At 66.0% G+C, this 16,332-nt stretch carries 14 protein-coding genes; 9 read left to right on the top strand and 5 right to left on the bottom strand.

The features are described from left to right. Positions 1–136 precede the first annotated feature (136 nt). Positions 137–1,801 (top strand): NAD+ synthase, encoded by a 1,665-nt coding sequence (locus DC366_RS05190; RefSeq protein WP_108691130.1) that lies wholly within the window; start codon positions 137–139, stop codon positions 1,799–1,801. Positions 1,802–1,850: 49 nt separating this feature from the next. On the opposite strand, the gene DC366_RS05195 is transcribed toward DC366_RS05190, so the two are convergent. From DC366_RS05195 to DC366_RS05205, 3 genes are all read right to left on the bottom strand, one after another. Next, entirely contained in the window at positions 1,851–2,246 is a 396-nt protein-coding gene (locus tag DC366_RS05195) for a metallopeptidase family protein (RefSeq protein ID WP_108691356.1), read from the bottom strand. Positions 2,247–2,287: 41 nt separating this feature from the next. Beyond that, entirely contained in the window at positions 2,288–3,199 is a 912-nt protein-coding gene (locus DC366_RS05200) for an MBL fold metallo-hydrolase (protein WP_108691131.1), read from the bottom strand. 79 nt (positions 3,200–3,278) lie between these two features. Further along, a complete protein-coding gene (locus DC366_RS05205) occupies positions 3,279–5,204 on the bottom strand; it encodes a bifunctional 2',3'-cyclic-nucleotide 2'-phosphodiesterase/3'-nucleotidase (protein ID WP_108691132.1) in 1,926 nt (641 codons plus the stop codon). A 224-nt stretch (positions 5,205–5,428) separates the two neighbouring features. Here DC366_RS05205 and nudC point away from each other — a divergent pair, with 224 nt between their 5' ends. Both nudC and DC366_RS05215 read left to right on the top strand, forming a co-directional pair. Further along, positions 5,429–6,397, top strand: coding sequence for an NAD(+) diphosphatase (gene nudC / locus DC366_RS05210; RefSeq protein ID WP_108691357.1), 969 nt, complete (start codon positions 5,429–5,431; stop codon positions 6,395–6,397). A 69-nt stretch (positions 6,398–6,466) separates the two neighbouring features. After that, positions 6,467–6,934 (top strand): SRPBCC family protein, encoded by a 468-nt coding sequence (locus DC366_RS05215; protein WP_108691133.1) that lies wholly within the window; start codon positions 6,467–6,469, stop codon positions 6,932–6,934. Between the two features lie 8 nt (positions 6,935–6,942). On the opposite strand, the gene DC366_RS05220 is transcribed toward DC366_RS05215, so the two are convergent. Continuing rightward, entirely contained in the window at positions 6,943–7,776 is an 834-nt protein-coding gene (locus DC366_RS05220; RefSeq protein ID WP_108691134.1) for a prephenate dehydratase, read from the bottom strand. Positions 7,777–7,919: 143 nt separating this feature from the next. Between DC366_RS05220 and DC366_RS05225 the strand changes: the two genes are divergently transcribed. From DC366_RS05225 to fnrL, 6 genes are all read left to right on the top strand, one after another. Further along, positions 7,920–8,441, top strand: a complete 522-nt coding sequence (locus DC366_RS05225) for a c-type cytochrome (protein WP_108691135.1) — start codon at positions 7,920–7,922, stop codon at positions 8,439–8,441. 163 nt (positions 8,442–8,604) lie between these two features. Further along, on the top strand, positions 8,605–10,560 hold the full coding sequence (locus DC366_RS05230; RefSeq protein ID WP_108691136.1) for an extracellular solute-binding protein: 1,956 nt from the start codon (positions 8,605–8,607) through the stop codon (positions 10,558–10,560). Between the two features lie 7 nt (positions 10,561–10,567). Then, complete coding sequence (locus DC366_RS05235; protein WP_108691137.1) at positions 10,568–11,659, top strand: microcin C ABC transporter permease YejB; 1,092 nt, start codon at positions 10,568–10,570, stop codon at positions 11,657–11,659. Between the two features lie 4 nt (positions 11,660–11,663). After that, a complete protein-coding gene (locus tag DC366_RS05240; protein WP_108691138.1) occupies positions 11,664–12,770 on the top strand; it encodes an ABC transporter permease in 1,107 nt (368 codons plus the stop codon). Beyond that, entirely contained in the window at positions 12,767–14,356 is a 1,590-nt protein-coding gene (locus tag DC366_RS05245) for an ABC transporter ATP-binding protein (protein WP_108691139.1), read from the top strand. Before DC366_RS05240 ends, DC366_RS05245 begins: the two co-directional genes overlap by 4 nt. A 169-nt stretch (positions 14,357–14,525) precedes the next feature. Further along, complete coding sequence (gene fnrL, locus DC366_RS05250; RefSeq protein WP_108691140.1) at positions 14,526–15,269, top strand: transcriptional regulator FnrL; 744 nt, start codon at positions 14,526–14,528, stop codon at positions 15,267–15,269. Positions 15,270–15,325: 56 nt separating this feature from the next. On the opposite strand, the gene DC366_RS05255 is transcribed toward fnrL, so the two are convergent. Then, positions 15,326–16,165, bottom strand: coding sequence for a universal stress protein (locus DC366_RS05255; protein ID WP_108691141.1), 840 nt, complete (start codon positions 16,163–16,165; stop codon positions 15,326–15,328). Between the last annotated feature and the right edge of the window lie 167 nt (positions 16,166–16,332).

Below are 16,332 nucleotides of genomic sequence, written 5' to 3' on the forward strand. Positions count from 1 at the left end.
CAACGCGATTCGTCCCCGCCAGCGTGCTGCCGCCTGTGCCGCGCCCTTGCAAAACGCGGGCGGCCCGGCGCAATCGGCGATTGGGATCGCTGCGAAAACACTTTAGATCAGGGCGTGACAATTAAAGGAGCCGCCCATGCCCGACCGTTTTCGCCTGACCCTTGCGCAACTGGCCCCCACCGTGGGCGATCTGGACGGCAACGCCGCGCAGGCGCGCGAGGCATGGAAGGCCGCGCGCGCGGCGGGCGCCGACATGCTGGCGCTGCCGGAGATGTTCATCACCGGCTACAACACGCAGGACCTGGTGCTGAAGCCTGCGTTCCATCAGGCCGCCATCGCGGCGATCCATGCGCTGGCCGCCGATTGCGCGGATGGCCCGGCCATCGGCATCGGCGGCCCGGCGCTGGAAGGCGCGGGGCTGTGCAACGCCTATTACGTGTTGCAGGGCGGCGAGGTGACGGCGCGGGTGCTGAAGCATCATCTGCCCAACGAGACCGTGTTCGACGAAGTGCGTCTTTACGGCGCGGCGCCGGTGGCGGGGCCCTACACCGTCAAGGGCGTGCGCATCGGCAGCCCCATCTGCGAGGATGCCTGGCACGAGGATGTCACCGAAACCCTGGCCGAAACCGGCGCCGAGCTGCTGCTGGTGCCCAACGGCTCGCCCTATTATCGCGGCAAGATGGAGACGCGCCAGACGATCATGGTGTCCCGCGTGATCGAGACGGGGCTGCCGCTGGTCTATCTCAACATGACAGGCGGACAGGACGATCAGGTGTTCGATGGCGGCAGTTTCGTGCTGAACCCCGGCGGCGCGCTGGCGGTGCAGATGCCGCTGTTCGAGGATGCGCTGGCCCATGTGGATTTCACGCGCGGCGCGGACGGCTGGACGGCACAGAAGGGCGATCTGGCGCATATCCCCTGCAGTTTGGAGCAGGATTATCACGCGATGGTCGTGGCCTTGCGCGATTACATGCGCAAATCGGGCTTCGGGAAGGTGTTGCTGGGTCTGTCCGGCGGGCTCGATTCGGCGATCGTCGCGGTGATCGCCGCCGATGCGCTGGGCGCGGAAAACGTGCGCTGCGTGATGCTGCCGTCGGAATATACCAGCCCCGCGTCGCTGGAGGATGCGCAAAGCGTGGCCGAGGCGCTGGGATGCCGCTATGATTTCGTGCCCATCGACGAGCCGCGCGCGGCTGTCGGTGCGGCCCTCGCGCCGCTTTTCGAGGTGACCGAGCCGGGCGTGACCGAGGAGAACATCCAGTCGCGCCTGCGCGGCCTGCTGCTGATGGCGCTCAGCAACAAGTTCGGCGAGATGCTGCTGACCACGGGTAACAAGTCCGAGATCGCGGTGGGTTATGCCACGATCTATGGCGACATGAACGGCGGCTACAACCCGATCAAGGATCTCTACAAGACCCGCGTTTTCGACATCTGCCGCTGGCGCAATGCGCATCACCGCGACTGGATGATGGGCCCCGGCGGCGAGGTGATCGCGCCGCGCATCATCGACAAGCCGCCCTCGGCCGAGCTGCGCGCCGATCAGAAGGACAGCGATTCGCTGCCCGATTACCCGGTGCTGGACGGGATACTGGACATGCTGGTGGACCAGGATGCCAGCGTCGCCGATTGCGTGGCGGCGGGATATGACCGGGCCGATGTGAAAAAGGTCGAAGGGCTGCTTTATACCAGCGAATACAAGCGGTTTCAGTCCGCGCCGGGCACGCGGCTGAGCAAGCGGGCCTTCTGGCTGGACCGGCGTTATCCGATCGTCAACCGCTGGAGGGATGACAGCGGAGGCTGAAAGGGCGCTGCGCGCCGGAGTATTTTTGCCAAGATGAAGCCCCGGCGCGTCATTCCCACCAGCGGTCGATAGTGGCGATGTCGTCATCGGACCAGCCGAAATGATGCGCGAATTCGTGGACCGTCACATGCGCGACGAGCTGCTCCAGCGTGACGCCCGGCCGCGTCGCCAGCTCGGCCAGGATGGGCCGGCGGAAGAGCCAGACCGTATCGGGCCAAGGCGAGGGGTAGGCGACCGATTTATGCGTCATCGGCACGCCCTCGTAGAGGCCGGTCAACTGCATCGGATCGTCCATGTCCAGATCGGCCAGCAGGGCCGCATCCGGCATATCCAGCACCCGCAAGGCGACCTGCGCCGCGGCATCCGCAAAGGGCGCGGGCAGCGCGTCGACGGTGTCGCGCGCGATCTGCTCCATCTCGTCAAGGGTCGGGATATGCTGGCTCATCCCGCCCATATGGGCGGGATGCAGGGCAAAGGGAAGGGCGCTCAGAGCCGCAGCTGATAGCTTTCGGGCAGGTAGGCATAGCCGCCCTCGGTGCGTTTCACATATCCCATGGCCGGGAAGGGCATGTGATAGCCGATGAAGGGCATGCGCTCGGCCGCCAGCATGTCCAGCAGCGCGTGGCGCGTGGCCGCAGCGGCGGATTTGTCCATGTCGAAAGAGACCTCCCAATCGGGATGGGCCAGCGAAAAGACCGGATGATTGGCAAAATCCGCGCCGATCAGCAGCGATTTCCCGGCGCTCTCGATCCGGTAGGCCATGTGGCCGGGCGTGTGGCCGAACGCCTCGACGGCGGTGATGCCGGGGGCGGCGTCCTGGCCCGGCTCGATCATCGTCGTCTGTTCGGCCAGGGGGCGCATCTTGGCTTCGAAGCCGTCATTCTCCGCGGCGGCCCAGTGGTCGAACTCGGCCGCGCCGGTGACATAGCGGGCATTGGCAAAGGTGGCGCCGTCCGCGCCCATCAGGCCACCGATGTGATCGCCGTGCATATGGGTGATGACCACGATATCCACCTGATCGGCGCTGTATCCCGCGCCGCTGAGCGCCTCGGTCAGCCCCGCCGGGTCCAGCCCGGTATCGAACAGCACCAGCGTCTCGCCGGTATTGACCAGCGTCGGCGTGAAGAAGAACTGCGCCACCTCTGTGGGCAGCAGCGCGTCGCGGGCGACCTCGGCGAAGGTGTCATCGTCGACATTCAGCCCGAATATGCTGTGCGGATCCTCGCGCGGGGCTGTGCCGGCGAGTAAATTCGTGATCTCGAAATCGCCCAGTGCAATACGCCGGTGCGTGGCCGAGGACGGCCCCATCATCGGGGCGGCCGCGCGGGCGGCATGGGCCAGCGGCAGCGCGGCGGCGGCGCCCAGCAGGGCGCGGCGGGACAGGGTGTGTCGTCTCATTGGCGTGTCTCCCGTGTTTTTGCTGGTCTCAAGGGTAGGGCAGCGGCCGCCTATTGCGGCTCACGATCGCGTGAACGACTCAGAGCGGGATGCGCAGGCGCAGGAAACCTTCCGGCGTCAGGCCCAGATCCTGCGCGGCGATGGCGCGCAGCGCGGCGGGATCGCGGCGCAGCTCGGGCGAGGTGTCCAGAAGCACCGCGTTGCCGGCCATCGGGGCGAAACGCCAGCCGGGCGGTTGCTCGGGCGGCACGTTCAGCGGTGCGCGCGCGATTTCGTCCGCCAACTGGTCGCGCAGGGGCCGGTCGGCGGTGTGGATCACCGTGCTCTGGCCCGCGTCCACGAAGCCGCCGCCGCCATGGGCGCGGTAGGTATTCGTGGCCAGCACGAAGCGGTCCGCGTCCTTGAGCGGCTGTCCGGCGTGGCGCAGATCGCGGATACGCCGCGCGCCGGAGTTCAGCAGCGCGCCGGTCCGGTCGAAACGGGGCGGCCGCGACAGGTCGATCTGATAGCTGAGCCCCAGAATGACGTCGAAATCATGCCCCGGAATGTCTGTATCGCGCAGCATCGCCTCGGGCGTGCCGGGCGTTTGCATGGCAAAGCAGATGGCCGCACGCTCCAGCCAGTCCCGCAGCTGCGCGCCGGTGACGAGTATGCCGCACAGCCGGTTGGGAAAGGGATAGAGATCCGCCGCATGGCGCAGCGAGATCGGGCCGGCCTGCACATCGCAGAAATTCTGCGGGCCGCCGCGCCCTCCGGTCTTGAAGGCGGCCGTGGCGGCAAGGATGGGCAGGCCTTCATGGGCTGTGCCCGCCAGCCCGCGCGACAGGATGCGGCGCTGCAGGATATTGACGGCGGCGACCGAGGGATCCGGCCGCACCAGCGCCAGAAAGCTGTGCAGCGGCTGCATGCAATATCCGATGGGCCGGCGCATCTGCTTGAGCGTCATGTCATGGGCCGCCTGCACGCCGCGCACCAGATCGGTGTCGGGCGGGACGGGGGCGCGCGCGGGCGCCTCGGCCACGGATCTCAGATCGCAGCGATGGGCCGCGACGCGCCAGCGCCCGCCGCGCCGGACCACGGTCAGATCCATCACCCCAAGGTGGGATCCATGCGCGCCGGCCATCACCGCGGGCGTGCCGTTCAGCATGCCAGCCGCGTGATCTATGCCCGCCGCCGTGCCCGGCGCCGTGATGGCGCCGCCCCGGCGCGGGAAAATGTCGTGGCTGTGGCCGGCCATGATCGCATCGACGCCCGGTATCGCCGCGAGCGGCAGCGCGGCGTTTTCCATTATCGGATGCGCCTCGGCGGTGTCGATGCCCGTATGCGCCAGCAGCAGCACCAGATCGGCGCCCGCCGCGCGCACCTGCGGCACGAGGGCGCGCGCGGTCTCGACCATGTCACGGGCCTGCAACTGGCCCGCCAGATGGGGCGCGTCCCATTGGTTGATCTGCGGCGGCACCAGGCCGATGACGCCCAGCGTCAGGACCTGCCCGCACCCGGCCTCATCCGTGACGGTGCGGCGCAAAAGCTGATAGGGCGGCATGTAGCAGCGGGCGGGCCCGGCGCCGGGCCATGTGAAGACATTCGCGCAGGTGAACGGAAATGTCGCATCGGCCAGCGTGCGGCCCAGCCAGTCCAGCCCGAAGTTGAACTCGTGATTGCCAAGCCCGGCCGCGTCATAGTTCAGCCGGTTCATCGCGGCGATCACCGGGTTCGGGCCGCGCCAGCCGCTGCCGCTCTGGCCGGTCACGTCGCCGACGGGGGTGCCCTGAAGCGCGTCGCCATTGTCGAACAGCAGCGTATTGGGCGCCTCATCGCGCGCCGCGCGGATCAGCGTGGCGATGCGGGCCAGCCCGTAGGGCCGCGCGCCGATATCCGCGTAATAATCATAGGGCAGAAGGCTGGCATGCAGATCGGTCGTTCCCAGAAGGCGCAATCGCACGGTGACGTCGGCGGTCGGGGCCGAAAGCGCGCCGGGCGCGGTCATGGGCGATCTTGCGTTCATGCGCTCCCCGCGGATGATGCCGGTAATGGCGCGGCCTCGTGGCAGGTGGCTTGGCCTTGCAGCGGGAATATCATGGGCTGGCGAGTTATCCACAGGAATCACTCAACCTTTGGATGTGAGGGCCTAATTTTTTCGCGCCTGTTGCTGCGGTGTCACCATGCTTGCGCGGCGGCGAGGATCGTGGCACGGCACGCGCGGCGATCACGCGGGCAGGGAGCATGCGCATGAAACTGGCGGAAAGCGTGACATTCGGGGGCGCCTCGCTGGACCGGGCCGCGCATCTGCGCGGGAACGCGGCGGCCATGGAGGCGGCCATTGCCGAAGGCGGGGCCGAAGCGATCCTCATGTGGCGCGGCAAGCCGCTGACGCAGGCGGGCGATCTCGCGCCGCTGGTGCGCCTGCCGCGCGATCATCCGGTGCTGGAGACCTCGCGCCGCGTGTTTCTGGGCCGCGAGGCGCCGGGCCGTCCGCTCATCTTTGCGCATGACATCTCGCATTGGGAACCGGAGGGGCAGGCGGCGGACACGCTGAACAGTTTTCTCGACCCCAGCGAGCAGTGTCACCCGGACCTGCCGGGCACCTGCGTCTTTGCCGAATTGCGTCGCATCATGACCTTGCTCAGCCCGCGCGATGCAGAGCTGGCGGCCACCGCGCGGGCGCTTTTCGGCTGGCATGACAGCCACGGATTTTGCGCCTGCTGCGGCGCGGGCAGCGCGATGGACATGGGCGGGTGGCGCAGGCGCTGCCCGGTATGCGCCGCGCCGCATTTTCCGCGTACCGATCCGGTGGTCATCATGTTGATCACCCAAGGCAACTCGGCGCTGCTGGGCCGCTCGCCGGGCTGGCCGGACGGGATGTATTCGCTGCTGGCGGGCTTTGTCGAGCCGGGCGAGACGGTGGAGGCGGCGGTGCGCCGCGAGGTGCAGGAGGAAACCGCGGTCGCCGTCGGCGAGGTCACGTATCTGGCCAGCCAGCCCTGGCCCTTTCCGGCCTCGCTGATGATCGGCTGCCGGGGCACCGCGCTCAGCCGCGACATCACCATCGACCGCGACGAGCTGGAGGATGCGATCTGGGTCAGCCGCGAGGATGTGATGGACGCGTTCGCCGGGCGCCACAGGTTTCTGGCACCGGCGCGGCGGGGGGCGATTGCGCAATTTCTGCTGTCCAACTGGCTTGCGGACCGGCTGGATTGAGGTGACTATGGCGCCACGTCTGAAAGGCCGCAGAGCGGGCAGGCGCGGTATGCAAAACAGGGTGGGTAAATGAAGTTCGAGGCACGCGAAGATATCGAGGCGCCGATCGACTATGTCTTTTCGCAAGTGTCGGATTTCGCCGCGCTGGAGCGATCCTTGCTGCGGCGCGGCGCGGATATCCAGCGCACCGCCGATGTCACGCCGCCCGCGGCGGGCATCGTCTGGGACACGGCCTTTGACATGCGCGGCAAACGCCGGCAGATGCAGCTTGAGCTGACCGGATACGAGCCGCCGTCGATGATGCAGTTCAAGGCCAGCTCAAAATCGCTGAACAGCGATTTCGTGGTCGAGCTTGTGGCGCTGTCGCGGGGCCGCACACGCCTTTCGCTCGCGGCCGAGCTGAAGCCGCAAAACCTGTCTGCGCGGCTGATGGTGCAGTCGCTGAAACTGGCGCGCACGAATGTCGCCAGGCGGTTCGACATGCGCGTGGCCACCTTCGCGCAGGAGCTGGAAGACAGGTATATGCGCCGCGCCTGACGCGCAGGTCAGTCGCGCCGGGGATCACGCGGGTAAACACCAAGGATGTTCACCTCGCTGGTGAAATAGTCCAGCTCCTCTAGGGCCAGTGCAAGATTGGCATCATCGGGGTGCCCTTCGACATCGGCGTAGAACTGCGTGGCCGAGAACGTGCCGCCCACCATGTAGGATTCCAGCTTGGTCATGTTGACGCCGTTGGTGGCAAAGCCCCCCATCGCCTTGTAGAGCGCCGCGGGAATGTTGCGCACGGTAAAGACGAAGCTTGTCATCATGCCCGCATCCCCGCGCCGCGTCATGTCGGGCGCCGGGGCCATCACCAGAAAGCGGGTGGTGTTGTCGCCCTCGTCCTCGATCCCGTCGGCCAGGATGTCCAGCCCGTAGATGTCCCCGGCCAGCGCGCTGGCCAGTGCGGCGGTCTGTGGCTCGGCATTCTCGGCCACCTGGCGCGCCGATCCGGCGGTATCGGCGCCGGTCACGCGCTCGATCCCGTGCGCCTCCAGGAAACCGCGGCATTGGCCCAGCAGCATGGGATGGCTCATCGCGCGGCGCACCTGCGGCAGGGACGTGCCGGGCAGGGCCAGCAGCGCGATCTTGACCCGCACGAAGGCCTCGCCGATGATATGCAGGCCGCTGCCCGGCAGCAGGTGGTGGATATCCGCCACGCGTCCGAAGGTGGAGTTTTCCACCGGAAGCATCGCCAGATCGGCCGCGCCGCTGCGCACCGCCTCGATCGCCTCCTCGAAGGTGCGGCAGGGCATTGCGGTGCTTTCGGGATAGGTCTCGCGGCAGGCCTGATGCGAATAGGCGCCGGGTTCTCCCTGAAAGGCGATGGTCTGGGGCATGGGGGCGATCCTTGTAATTCCGGCCCTCCGGCGGCTGAAAGCAGGGGAAGGGTGCGTCTTTTGAGCCCGGAAACTATACCTTGCGCAAGGGGAGGGGAAGCGGATAGATACGCGGCCAAAGGATATCAAATGGAAGCGGGCATATGTTCGATACAATGACATTCACCAAGGTTGTGGGCGGTCTCTGCGGCGCCTTTCTGGTCTTCCTGCTGGGCAAATTCGTGGCCGAGGAAATGTATGCCGCACGCGTTGGCCATCACGGCGACGAAGTGGTGCAGGGGTATCTGATCGACACCGGCGGCGATGACGCGCCTGCCGAGGAAGAAGAGGGCCCGTCCTTTGAAGAGGTCTACGCCTCCGCCGATCCGGGCAAGGGCGAGCGCGTGTTTAACAAGTGCAAGGCCTGCCACAAGCTGGAGAAGGGCGAGAATTCGACCGGCCCGTATCTTTACGGTGTTGTCGGCCGCGAGGTGGATACCGCCGAGGGCTTTGGATATTCCGGCGCGCTGGAAGAGGTCGTCGACGTCTGGACGCCCGAGCATCTGAGCGGCTTTCTCGAGAATCCGGCAGGATATGCGCCCGGCACCGCCATGGCCTTTGCCGGTCTGAAGTCTGTCGAGGATCGCGCCAACGTGATCGCGTATCTCGACAGCGTCGACGACTGATCGGCATCCGATCCTTGCTGCAACAAATCAAGGGGCGCCCTGACGGGGTCGCCCCTTTTTCAATGCGATGGGCCGCACCCTGCCGCCCGGCCTGCCGTCTTTCCGTGCTTGAATGTCCGGGGTCTGCTCCGGTAGCGTGCGCACAGCATCAAAGAGGAAGCCCATGACCGAGCGACACACAGCCATGGCACGCGCCGCATACTCCCCTTGGATCTGTTCATCGCTCCGCGCCGCTTTGGCCGGGCTGGCGATCGCCGCGCTGGCCGCGCATGGCGCGCGGGCCCAGGACGCCGCAGAGCCCGAGGGCGACGTAATCCGCGCGCATGGCTACAGCTATTTCGGCGACCTGAAATACCCCGAGGATTTCGCGCATTTCGACTACGTCAACCCGGACGCGCCGAAGGGCGGCGAGATCGCGCTGGATGCCTCCGGCACCTTCGACTCGATGAACCCCTATTCGCGCAAGGGCCGCGCCGGGGCCTATTCCTGGATGGTCTATGAAAGCCTTCTGGGCGACATGCCCGCCACCAGCGAGGGTCTGCCCGCCGACACCTATGGCGAGGCGTATGGCCTGCTGGCCGAAAGCCTGGAATATGACGCGGGCAAGACGTGGGTGATCTTCCACATGCGCCCCGAAGCGCGGTTTTCCGACGGAACGCCCGTCACGGCGCATGACGTGGTGTTCTCGCACAACCTCTTTCTGGAGCAGGGGCTGCAATCCTATGCCGAGGCGGTCAAGCGCCATGTGACCGGCGCCGAGGCGCTGGACGATCACACCGTCAAGTTCACCTTCGCCGAGGGCATCTCGCGCCGCTCATTGGTGGATCAGGTGGGCGCCGTGCCGGTCTTTCCCAAGGCATGGTACGAGGAAACCGGCGCGCGCCTGGACGAGCCACGGCTCGATGCGGCGCCGGGATCAGGGCCCTACATGCTGGACGAGGCCGAGGTGAACCGGCGCATCGTCTACAAGCGCAACCCCGATTACTGGGGCCGCGATCTGCCGATCAACGTGGGACGGCACAATTTCGATACCATCCGGATCGAGTATTTCGCCGACGACTCGGCCGCGTTCCAGGCATTCAAGGTGGGCGAATACACGTTCCGGGCCGAGACGAACTCGAAAACATGGGCGACGGGCTATGATTTTCCGGCCGTGCAGAAAGGCTGGGTCGTGCTGGAGGATCTGCCGGACGGAACGCCGCCCACGCCCTCGGGGATCGTGTTCAACCTGGGCCGCGAGACGCTGCAGGACAAGCGCGTGAGGCAGGCGATCGCGCTTGGCTTCAACTTTGAATGGACCAACGAGAGCCTGCAATACGGCCTCTTCAAGCAGCGCGAGTCCTTCGTGCAGGACACGCCCCTTCAGGCCAAGGGCGTGCCCGAAGGCAAGGAGCTGGAGCTGCTGCAAAGCCTGGGCGACGTGATCCCGCCGGAGATGCTGACCGAGCCTGCGATGGTGCCGCACACATCCGATCCCAGCCGCCTGACGGACCGGCGCAACCTGCGCCGCGCCATGGCCCTGCTGGACGAGGCGGGCTGGCCCGTGGGTCCGGACGGCACGCGCCGCAACGCCGCGGGCGAGCCGCTGAGCCTTGAGTTTCCGATCCCGTCCTCCGGCTCGTCCACCATCGGCGCGGTGGTCGAGAACTTCATCAAGAACCTGCAGGCCATGGGGATCGAGGCCAGGATGGAAAAGATCGATCCGTCGCAATACACGCTGCGCAGCCGCGACCGCGACTATGATCTTGTCTTCGACAACTACACCGCGTTCCTGCAGCCCGGCACCGGCCTGATGCAGCGCTTCGGCAGTCAGGAGGCCGCGTTCAGCCTGTTCAACCCCGCGGGCCTTGCCAGCCCGATGGTGGACGCGATCATCAATGCCGCGCTTGAGACGGACGATGCGGCCACGCAGGACGCCGCGCTGACCGCGCTGGACCGCGCCCTGCGATATGAGGCGTTCATGATCCCGGTCTGGTACAACGATGCGCATTGGGTCGCCTATTGGGACATGTTCGAGCATCCCGAAACCATGCCGCCCTACGCGCTGGGCGTGCTGGATTTCTGGTGGTGGAACGCCGAGAAGGCGGCCGCGCTGAACGCTGCCGGCGCGCTGAGGTAGCGCCGCGATGGGAGCATATATCCTGCGGCGCCTGCTGCTGATCATTCCGACGCTTTTCGGGATCATGGTCATCAACTTTGCCCTGGTGCAGTTCGTGCCGGGCGGCCCGGTCGAGCAGGCGATCGCCAACATGCAAGGCAAGGGCGACGTGTTCGACAGCTTTGCCGGCGGCGGCAATGACGCGGGCGCCGAGCTGGGCGCGGGCGGCGGCGAGAGCAAATATGTCGGCGCGCGCGGCCTGCCGCCCGAAATGATCGAAGAGCTGGAAAAGCAGTTCGGCCTCGACAAGCCGCCGCTCGAGCGGTTCGCGAACATGATGTGGAACTATGCCCGCTTCGATTTCGGCGAGAGCTATTTTCGCAAGATCAACGTGACCGATCTGGTGCTGGAGAAAATGCCGGTGTCGATTTCGCTTGGCCTGTGGTCGACGCTGATCGCCTACCTGATCTCCATTCCGCTGGGCGTGGCCAAGGCGGTGCGCGACGGCAGCGCCTTCGACACCTGGACCAGCGGCGTCATCATCGTGGCCTATGCGATTCCCGCGTTCCTTTTCGCGATCATGCTGCTGGTGCTGTTCGCGGGGGGCAGCTATTGGAAGCTGTTTCCGTTGCGTGGCCTGACCTCGGACAATTTCGACCAGCTCAGCCTGATCGGCAAGGCGCTGGATTACCTGTGGCATATCGCGCTGCCGGTTCTGGCCAGCACCATCGCGGCCTTCGCCACGCTGACGCTGCTGACCAAGAACAGCTTTCTGGACGAGGTGAAGAAGCAATACGTGATGACCGCCCGCGCCAAGGGGTTGAGCGAGCGTCAGGTGCTTTATGGCCATGTGTTCCGCAACGCGATGCTGATCGTGATCGCGGGGTTTCCGACGGTCTTCATCGGCATCTTTTTTGGCGGGTCGGTCCTGATCGAGACGATCTTTTCGCTAGACGGGCTGGGCCGGCTGGGATTCGAGGCCGCGGTGGGCCGCGATTATCCGGTGATGTTCGGCACGCTGTTCCTGTTCGGGCTGATCGGGCTGGTGGTGAACATTTTCAGCGATCTGATGTATGTGCTGGTCGATCCGCGCATCGACTTCGAAAAGCGGGAGGGCTGACGCGATGGCCCTGTCGCCGCTCAACCAGCGCCGCTGGCGCAATTTCCGCCGCAACCGGCGCGCGTTCTGGTCGCTGCTGCTCTTTGCCGTGGTGTTCGGGCTGAGCCTGTTTGCCGAGTTTCTGGCGAATGACAAGCCGATCCTGGTGCAGTATCGCGGCGAGTTTTATGCGCCGATCTTCAGGTTCTATCCCGAGACGGAATTCGGCGGTGATTTCAGGACCGAAGCGATCTACCGCGATCCCGAAGTGCGCTGCCTGATCGCGTCGGGCGGGCTGGATGCGTGTTTCGACGACCCCGAAGGCGTGATCGCGCAGGCCGAAACCGGCGAGGTTGACGGCATGCCGGTCGAGGCGGGCTGGGCGATCTGGCCGCCGATCCCCTACAGCTATGACACGCCCGTGGACCGGCCCGGCGCGGCACCGCTGCCGCCCAATGCGCAGAACATTCTGGGCACGGACAACACCAAGCGCGATGTGCTGGCGCGGGTGATCTACGGCTTTCGCCTGTCGGTGCTGTTCACGCTGATCGTCACGACGCTGGCATCCATCATCGGCATCGCGGCGGGCGCGGTGCAGGGCTATTTCGGCGGCTGGCTGGATCTGACATTTCAGCGCTTCATCGAGATCTGGGCCGCGACGCCGCAGCTGTATGTCATCATCATCCTGTTTGCGATCCTGCCGCGGGGCTTTTGGCTGCTGGTGGCGATCACGGTGCTGTTTGGCTGGATGGCATTGGTGGGCGTGGTGCGCGCCGAATTCCTGCGCGCGCGCAACCTGGAATACGTCCGCGCGGCCAAGGCGCTGGGCGTCAGCAACGGGCGGATCATGTTCCGGCACATGCTGCCCAACGCGATGGTTGCGACGCTGACCATGCTGCCCTTTGTCATCACCGGCACGATCAGCTTGCTGGCCGGCCTCGATTTTCTGGGCTTTGGCCTGCCGTCGTCGTCGCCGTCGCTGGGGGAATTGACGCTTCAGGCGAAAAACAACCTTCAGGCGCCGTGGCTGGCCTTCACCGCGTTCTTTGCCTTTGCGATCATGCTGTCGCTGCTGGTCTTCATCTTCGAGGGCGTGCGCGATGCGTTCGACCCCAGAAAGACGTTTCAATGAGCCTTCTGGAAGTCGAGAACCTGACCATCGCCTTTCGGCAGGATGGCCAGACGGCGCAGGCCGTCAAGGGCGTCAGCTTTACCGTGGATCGGGGCGAGACGGTGGCGCTGGTGGGCGAATCGGGGTCCGGCAAATCGGTCACGGCGCTGTCGACCGTGTCGCTCCTGGGCGATTCGGCCGAAGTGGGCGGATCTGTGCGCTATGACGGGCAGGAGATGATCGGCGCGCCCGCGCGGCTGCTGCGCAAGGTGCGCGGCAATGACATCAGCTTCATTTTTCAGGAGCCGATGACATCGCTCAACCCGCTTCATACACTGGAGCGGCAGCTGGCAGAATCGCTGGAGCTGCATCAGGGGCTGAAGGGTGAGGCGGCGCGGACGCGCATCATCGAGCTGTTGGGCGAGGTGGGCATACGTGACGCCGAATCGCGGCTGGACGCCTATCCCCATCAGCTTTCGGGCGGACAGCGGCAGCGCGTGATGATCGCGATGGCACTGGCGAACAAGCCCGACATCCTGATCGCGGACGAGCCGACGACGGCGCTGGACGTGACCATTCAGGCGCAGATCCTCGATCTGCTGGCGGATCTCAAGAGCCGCGACATGGGGATGCTGTTCATCACCCACGACCTGACCATCGTGCGCCGCATCGCCGACAAGGTCTGCGTGATGAAGGACGGCGAGATCGTCGAGGCGGGCGCGACGGGCGAGGTGTTCGCCAACCCGCAGCACGCCTATACGCGCAAATTGCTGAACGCCCATGCCGTGGGCCGGCCCGATCCGGTGCCGCAGGATGCGCCGGTCGTGGCGCAGACGGAAAATCTGCGCGTGTGGTTTCCCATTCAGAAGGGGTTCCTGAAAAAGACCGTCGGCCACGTGAAGGCGGTGAACGATGCCAGCCTGACCGTCCGCGCGGGCGAGACCCTGGGCATCGTCGGCGAGAGCGGATCGGGCAAGACCACGCTGGCGCTGGCGATCATGCGGCTGATCGGCTCGGACGGGCGCATCACCTTCATGGGCGAGGATGTGAATGGCTGGTCCGTGCGCCAGCTGCGGCGCCACCGCGCCGACATGCAGATCGTGTTTCAGGATCCCTACGGCAGCCTCAGCCCGCGCATGACCTGCGCCGAGATCATCGCCGAGGGGCTTGGCGTGCACGGCACGCGCGGCAGCGGCAAGTCCAGGCGCGATCTGGTTGCCGAGGTGCTGGACGAGGTCGAGCTGCCGCGCAGCGCGATGGACCGCTATCCGCACGAGTTTTCCGGTGGCCAGCGCCAGCGCATCGCGATCGCCCGCGCCATGATCCTGCGCCCGCGCCTTTTGGTTCTGGACGAGCCGACAAGCGCGCTGGACATGACCGTGCAGGTTCAGATCGTCGAGCTTTTGCGCCGCCTGCAGGTGAAATACGGGCTGGCCTATCTCTTCATCAGCCATGATCTGACGGTCGTGCGCGCCATGAGCCACAAGATCATCGTGATGAAGCAGGGCGACGTGATCGAGGCGGGCAGCGCCGACGATCTTTTCGAGCGCCCGCAGACGGACTATGCGCGCAGCCTGCTGCGCGCGGCGCTGGACCCGGCGGGTTAGAAGCGCGCGCTGCGGCGGAAATGCGCGGAATCGTGGCTGCGCGAGTGGTGCATACGCGCCCGGTTGGCGCCGCTTGCGCGCGCCATCAGTTGTATTCCCTCGGCCCCCGCTCTAACTTCAATGGGTGAACAGAGACCCATATCGGCCACGGCCGAAGAAAAAGCGCGCCATGCCCCTAGATCCGATGACCGAAATTCCCCCGGAGTGCGACGGATGCCCCATTCGCCACCGCGCTGTCTGTGCGCGGTGCAACGCGGCGGAGTTGGAAGAACTGGACCGGATAAAATACTATCGCAGTTTCCAGGCGGGCCAGACTGTCATCTGGTCGGGCGACCGCATGGATTTCGTCGGCTCGGTCGTCTCGGGCATCGCCACGCTGACGCAAACGATGGAGGACGGGCGCACGCAGATGGTCGGTCTGCTGCTGCCCAGCGATTTCGTCGGCCGTCCGGGCCGGAACGAGGCGGCCTATGATGTCATCGCGACCACCGATCTGGTCATGTGCTGTTTCCGCAAACGCCCGTTCGAGCAGGTCATTCAGGACACGCCGCGCATCTCGCAAAGGCTGCTGGAGATGACGCTGGACGAGTTGGACGCCGCGCGCGAATGGATGCTGGTGCTGGGCCGCAAGACCGCGCGCGAGAAGATCGCATCGCTTCTGGCGATCATCGCGCGGCGCAGCGCGCTGGCCAGTTCTACCGGGCCTTTCGGCATGGTGGACTTTGATCTGCCGCTGACGCGCGAGGCGATGTCGGACTATCTGGGCCTGACGCTGGAGACGGTCAGCCGCCAGATTTCCGCGCTGAAGCGTGACGGGGTGATCGAGCTTGGGAGCAAACGGCATGTCGTCGTGCCGGATTTCGCCAGGCTTCTGGCCGAGGCGGGCGACGATTCTGAGGTGCTGGCCCACTGACGCGCAGGCGCGCGTGTCGGGGCCCGCGCCGAATGTCTTGCGCGCCGCCGCCATTCTCACCGCGCCATGAACAGCGGGATACGGGTTTGCTCCAGCAGGTTGCGCGTGGCGCCGCCGAACATGGCTTCGCGCAGGCGCGAGTGGCCATAGGCGCCCAGCACCATCAGGTCCGCATCCATGTCCACCGCATGGCGAAGCAGCACGTCCGACACGCGCGGCATGCTGCGCGCCAGCACGTCGATCTCCACGCGCATTCCGTGCCGGGCCAGGAATTGCGACACGCGCCCGCCGGGGTCCGAGCGCTCGGGGCCGTGCACCGGCGGATCGACGATGACGACATTGACCGTTTCGGCCTCGGCCAGGATGGGCAGGGCGCCGCGCACCGCGCTCATCGCCTCGAAACTGTCGTTCCAGGCGATCATGATCCGCTTGGGCTTGGGCGGCATCTGGATATCTTCGGGAATGATCAGCGCAGGCAGGCGGCCGTTGAAAAGACATGCCTCGGCCGCCGCCTCCACCTCGCCCCCGGCGCCGGTTGCGTAGGGGCGCGGCAGCACGGCCAGATCGCCATACCGGGCCTCGGCCCCGATGCGGCGGCCCATGTCGGCCATCGGCGCGACCTCGATGAAGCTGGACCAGTGCACATCGGTGCCTTGCATGTGCTGCGTCACCGCCGCGCGGATTTCGGCCGCCTGATCCTGCGCGCGGGCGAGGCACTGCTCGACCAGCGCGGCCGAGGCGGAGGCGTGGAAATATCCGATCTGCGACGCATCGACGCCCAGGCACATGATATCCATATGAGCGTCATGCTTGCGCGCCAGCACCGTCGCCGCGTCCAGCGCCGGAGCGATCAGCGCGGGGTCGGTGAGCACCGTAAAGAGGGATTTCAATGGCATTACGCTCTCCTTGTGCGGTATTCATGCAAACGGCGGTGCGGCATCGGCAGGCCCCCGGTATCGCGACAGCCTAACATGGCGCTGGATGGCACGACTTGATCCGCGTCAAAGTACCGCCGTTGCACCCTTGATGCAGATCAAGGATTACGGCAGTTGAGCACGCGATA

Origin of the sequence: Pelagivirga sediminicola (genome assembly GCF_003072125.1) — a bacterium.
In the GTDB taxonomy this organism is placed as follows: Bacteria; Pseudomonadota; Alphaproteobacteria; order Rhodobacterales; family Rhodobacteraceae; genus Roseovarius; species Roseovarius sediminicola.

Coding starts and splice junctions, on each gene's coding strand:
- DC366_RS05190 (WP_108691130.1), top strand. CDS start 137: ATGCCCGACCGTTTTCGCCTGACCCTTGCGCAACTGGCCCCCACCGTG.
- DC366_RS05195 (WP_108691356.1), bottom strand. CDS start 2,246: ATGAGCCAGCATATCCCGACCCTTGACGAGATGGAGCAGATCGCGCGC.
- DC366_RS05200 (WP_108691131.1), bottom strand. CDS start 3,199: ATGAGACGACACACCCTGTCCCGCCGCGCCCTGCTGGGCGCCGCCGCC.
- DC366_RS05205 (WP_108691132.1), bottom strand. CDS start 5,204: ATGAACGCAAGATCGCCCATGACCGCGCCCGGCGCGCTTTCGGCCCCG.
- nudC (WP_108691357.1), top strand. CDS start 5,429: ATGAAACTGGCGGAAAGCGTGACATTCGGGGGCGCCTCGCTGGACCGG.
- DC366_RS05215 (WP_108691133.1), top strand. CDS start 6,467: ATGAAGTTCGAGGCACGCGAAGATATCGAGGCGCCGATCGACTATGTC.
- DC366_RS05220 (WP_108691134.1), bottom strand. CDS start 7,776: ATGCCCCAGACCATCGCCTTTCAGGGAGAACCCGGCGCCTATTCGCAT.
- DC366_RS05225 (WP_108691135.1), top strand. CDS start 7,920: ATGTTCGATACAATGACATTCACCAAGGTTGTGGGCGGTCTCTGCGGC.
- DC366_RS05230 (WP_108691136.1), top strand. CDS start 8,605: ATGACCGAGCGACACACAGCCATGGCACGCGCCGCATACTCCCCTTGG.
- DC366_RS05235 (WP_108691137.1), top strand. CDS start 10,568: ATGGGAGCATATATCCTGCGGCGCCTGCTGCTGATCATTCCGACGCTT.
- DC366_RS05240 (WP_108691138.1), top strand. CDS start 11,664: ATGGCCCTGTCGCCGCTCAACCAGCGCCGCTGGCGCAATTTCCGCCGC.
- DC366_RS05245 (WP_108691139.1), top strand. CDS start 12,767: ATGAGCCTTCTGGAAGTCGAGAACCTGACCATCGCCTTTCGGCAGGAT.
- fnrL (WP_108691140.1), top strand. CDS start 14,526: ATGCCCCTAGATCCGATGACCGAAATTCCCCCGGAGTGCGACGGATGC.
- DC366_RS05255 (WP_108691141.1), bottom strand. CDS start 16,165: ATGCCATTGAAATCCCTCTTTACGGTGCTCACCGACCCCGCGCTGATC.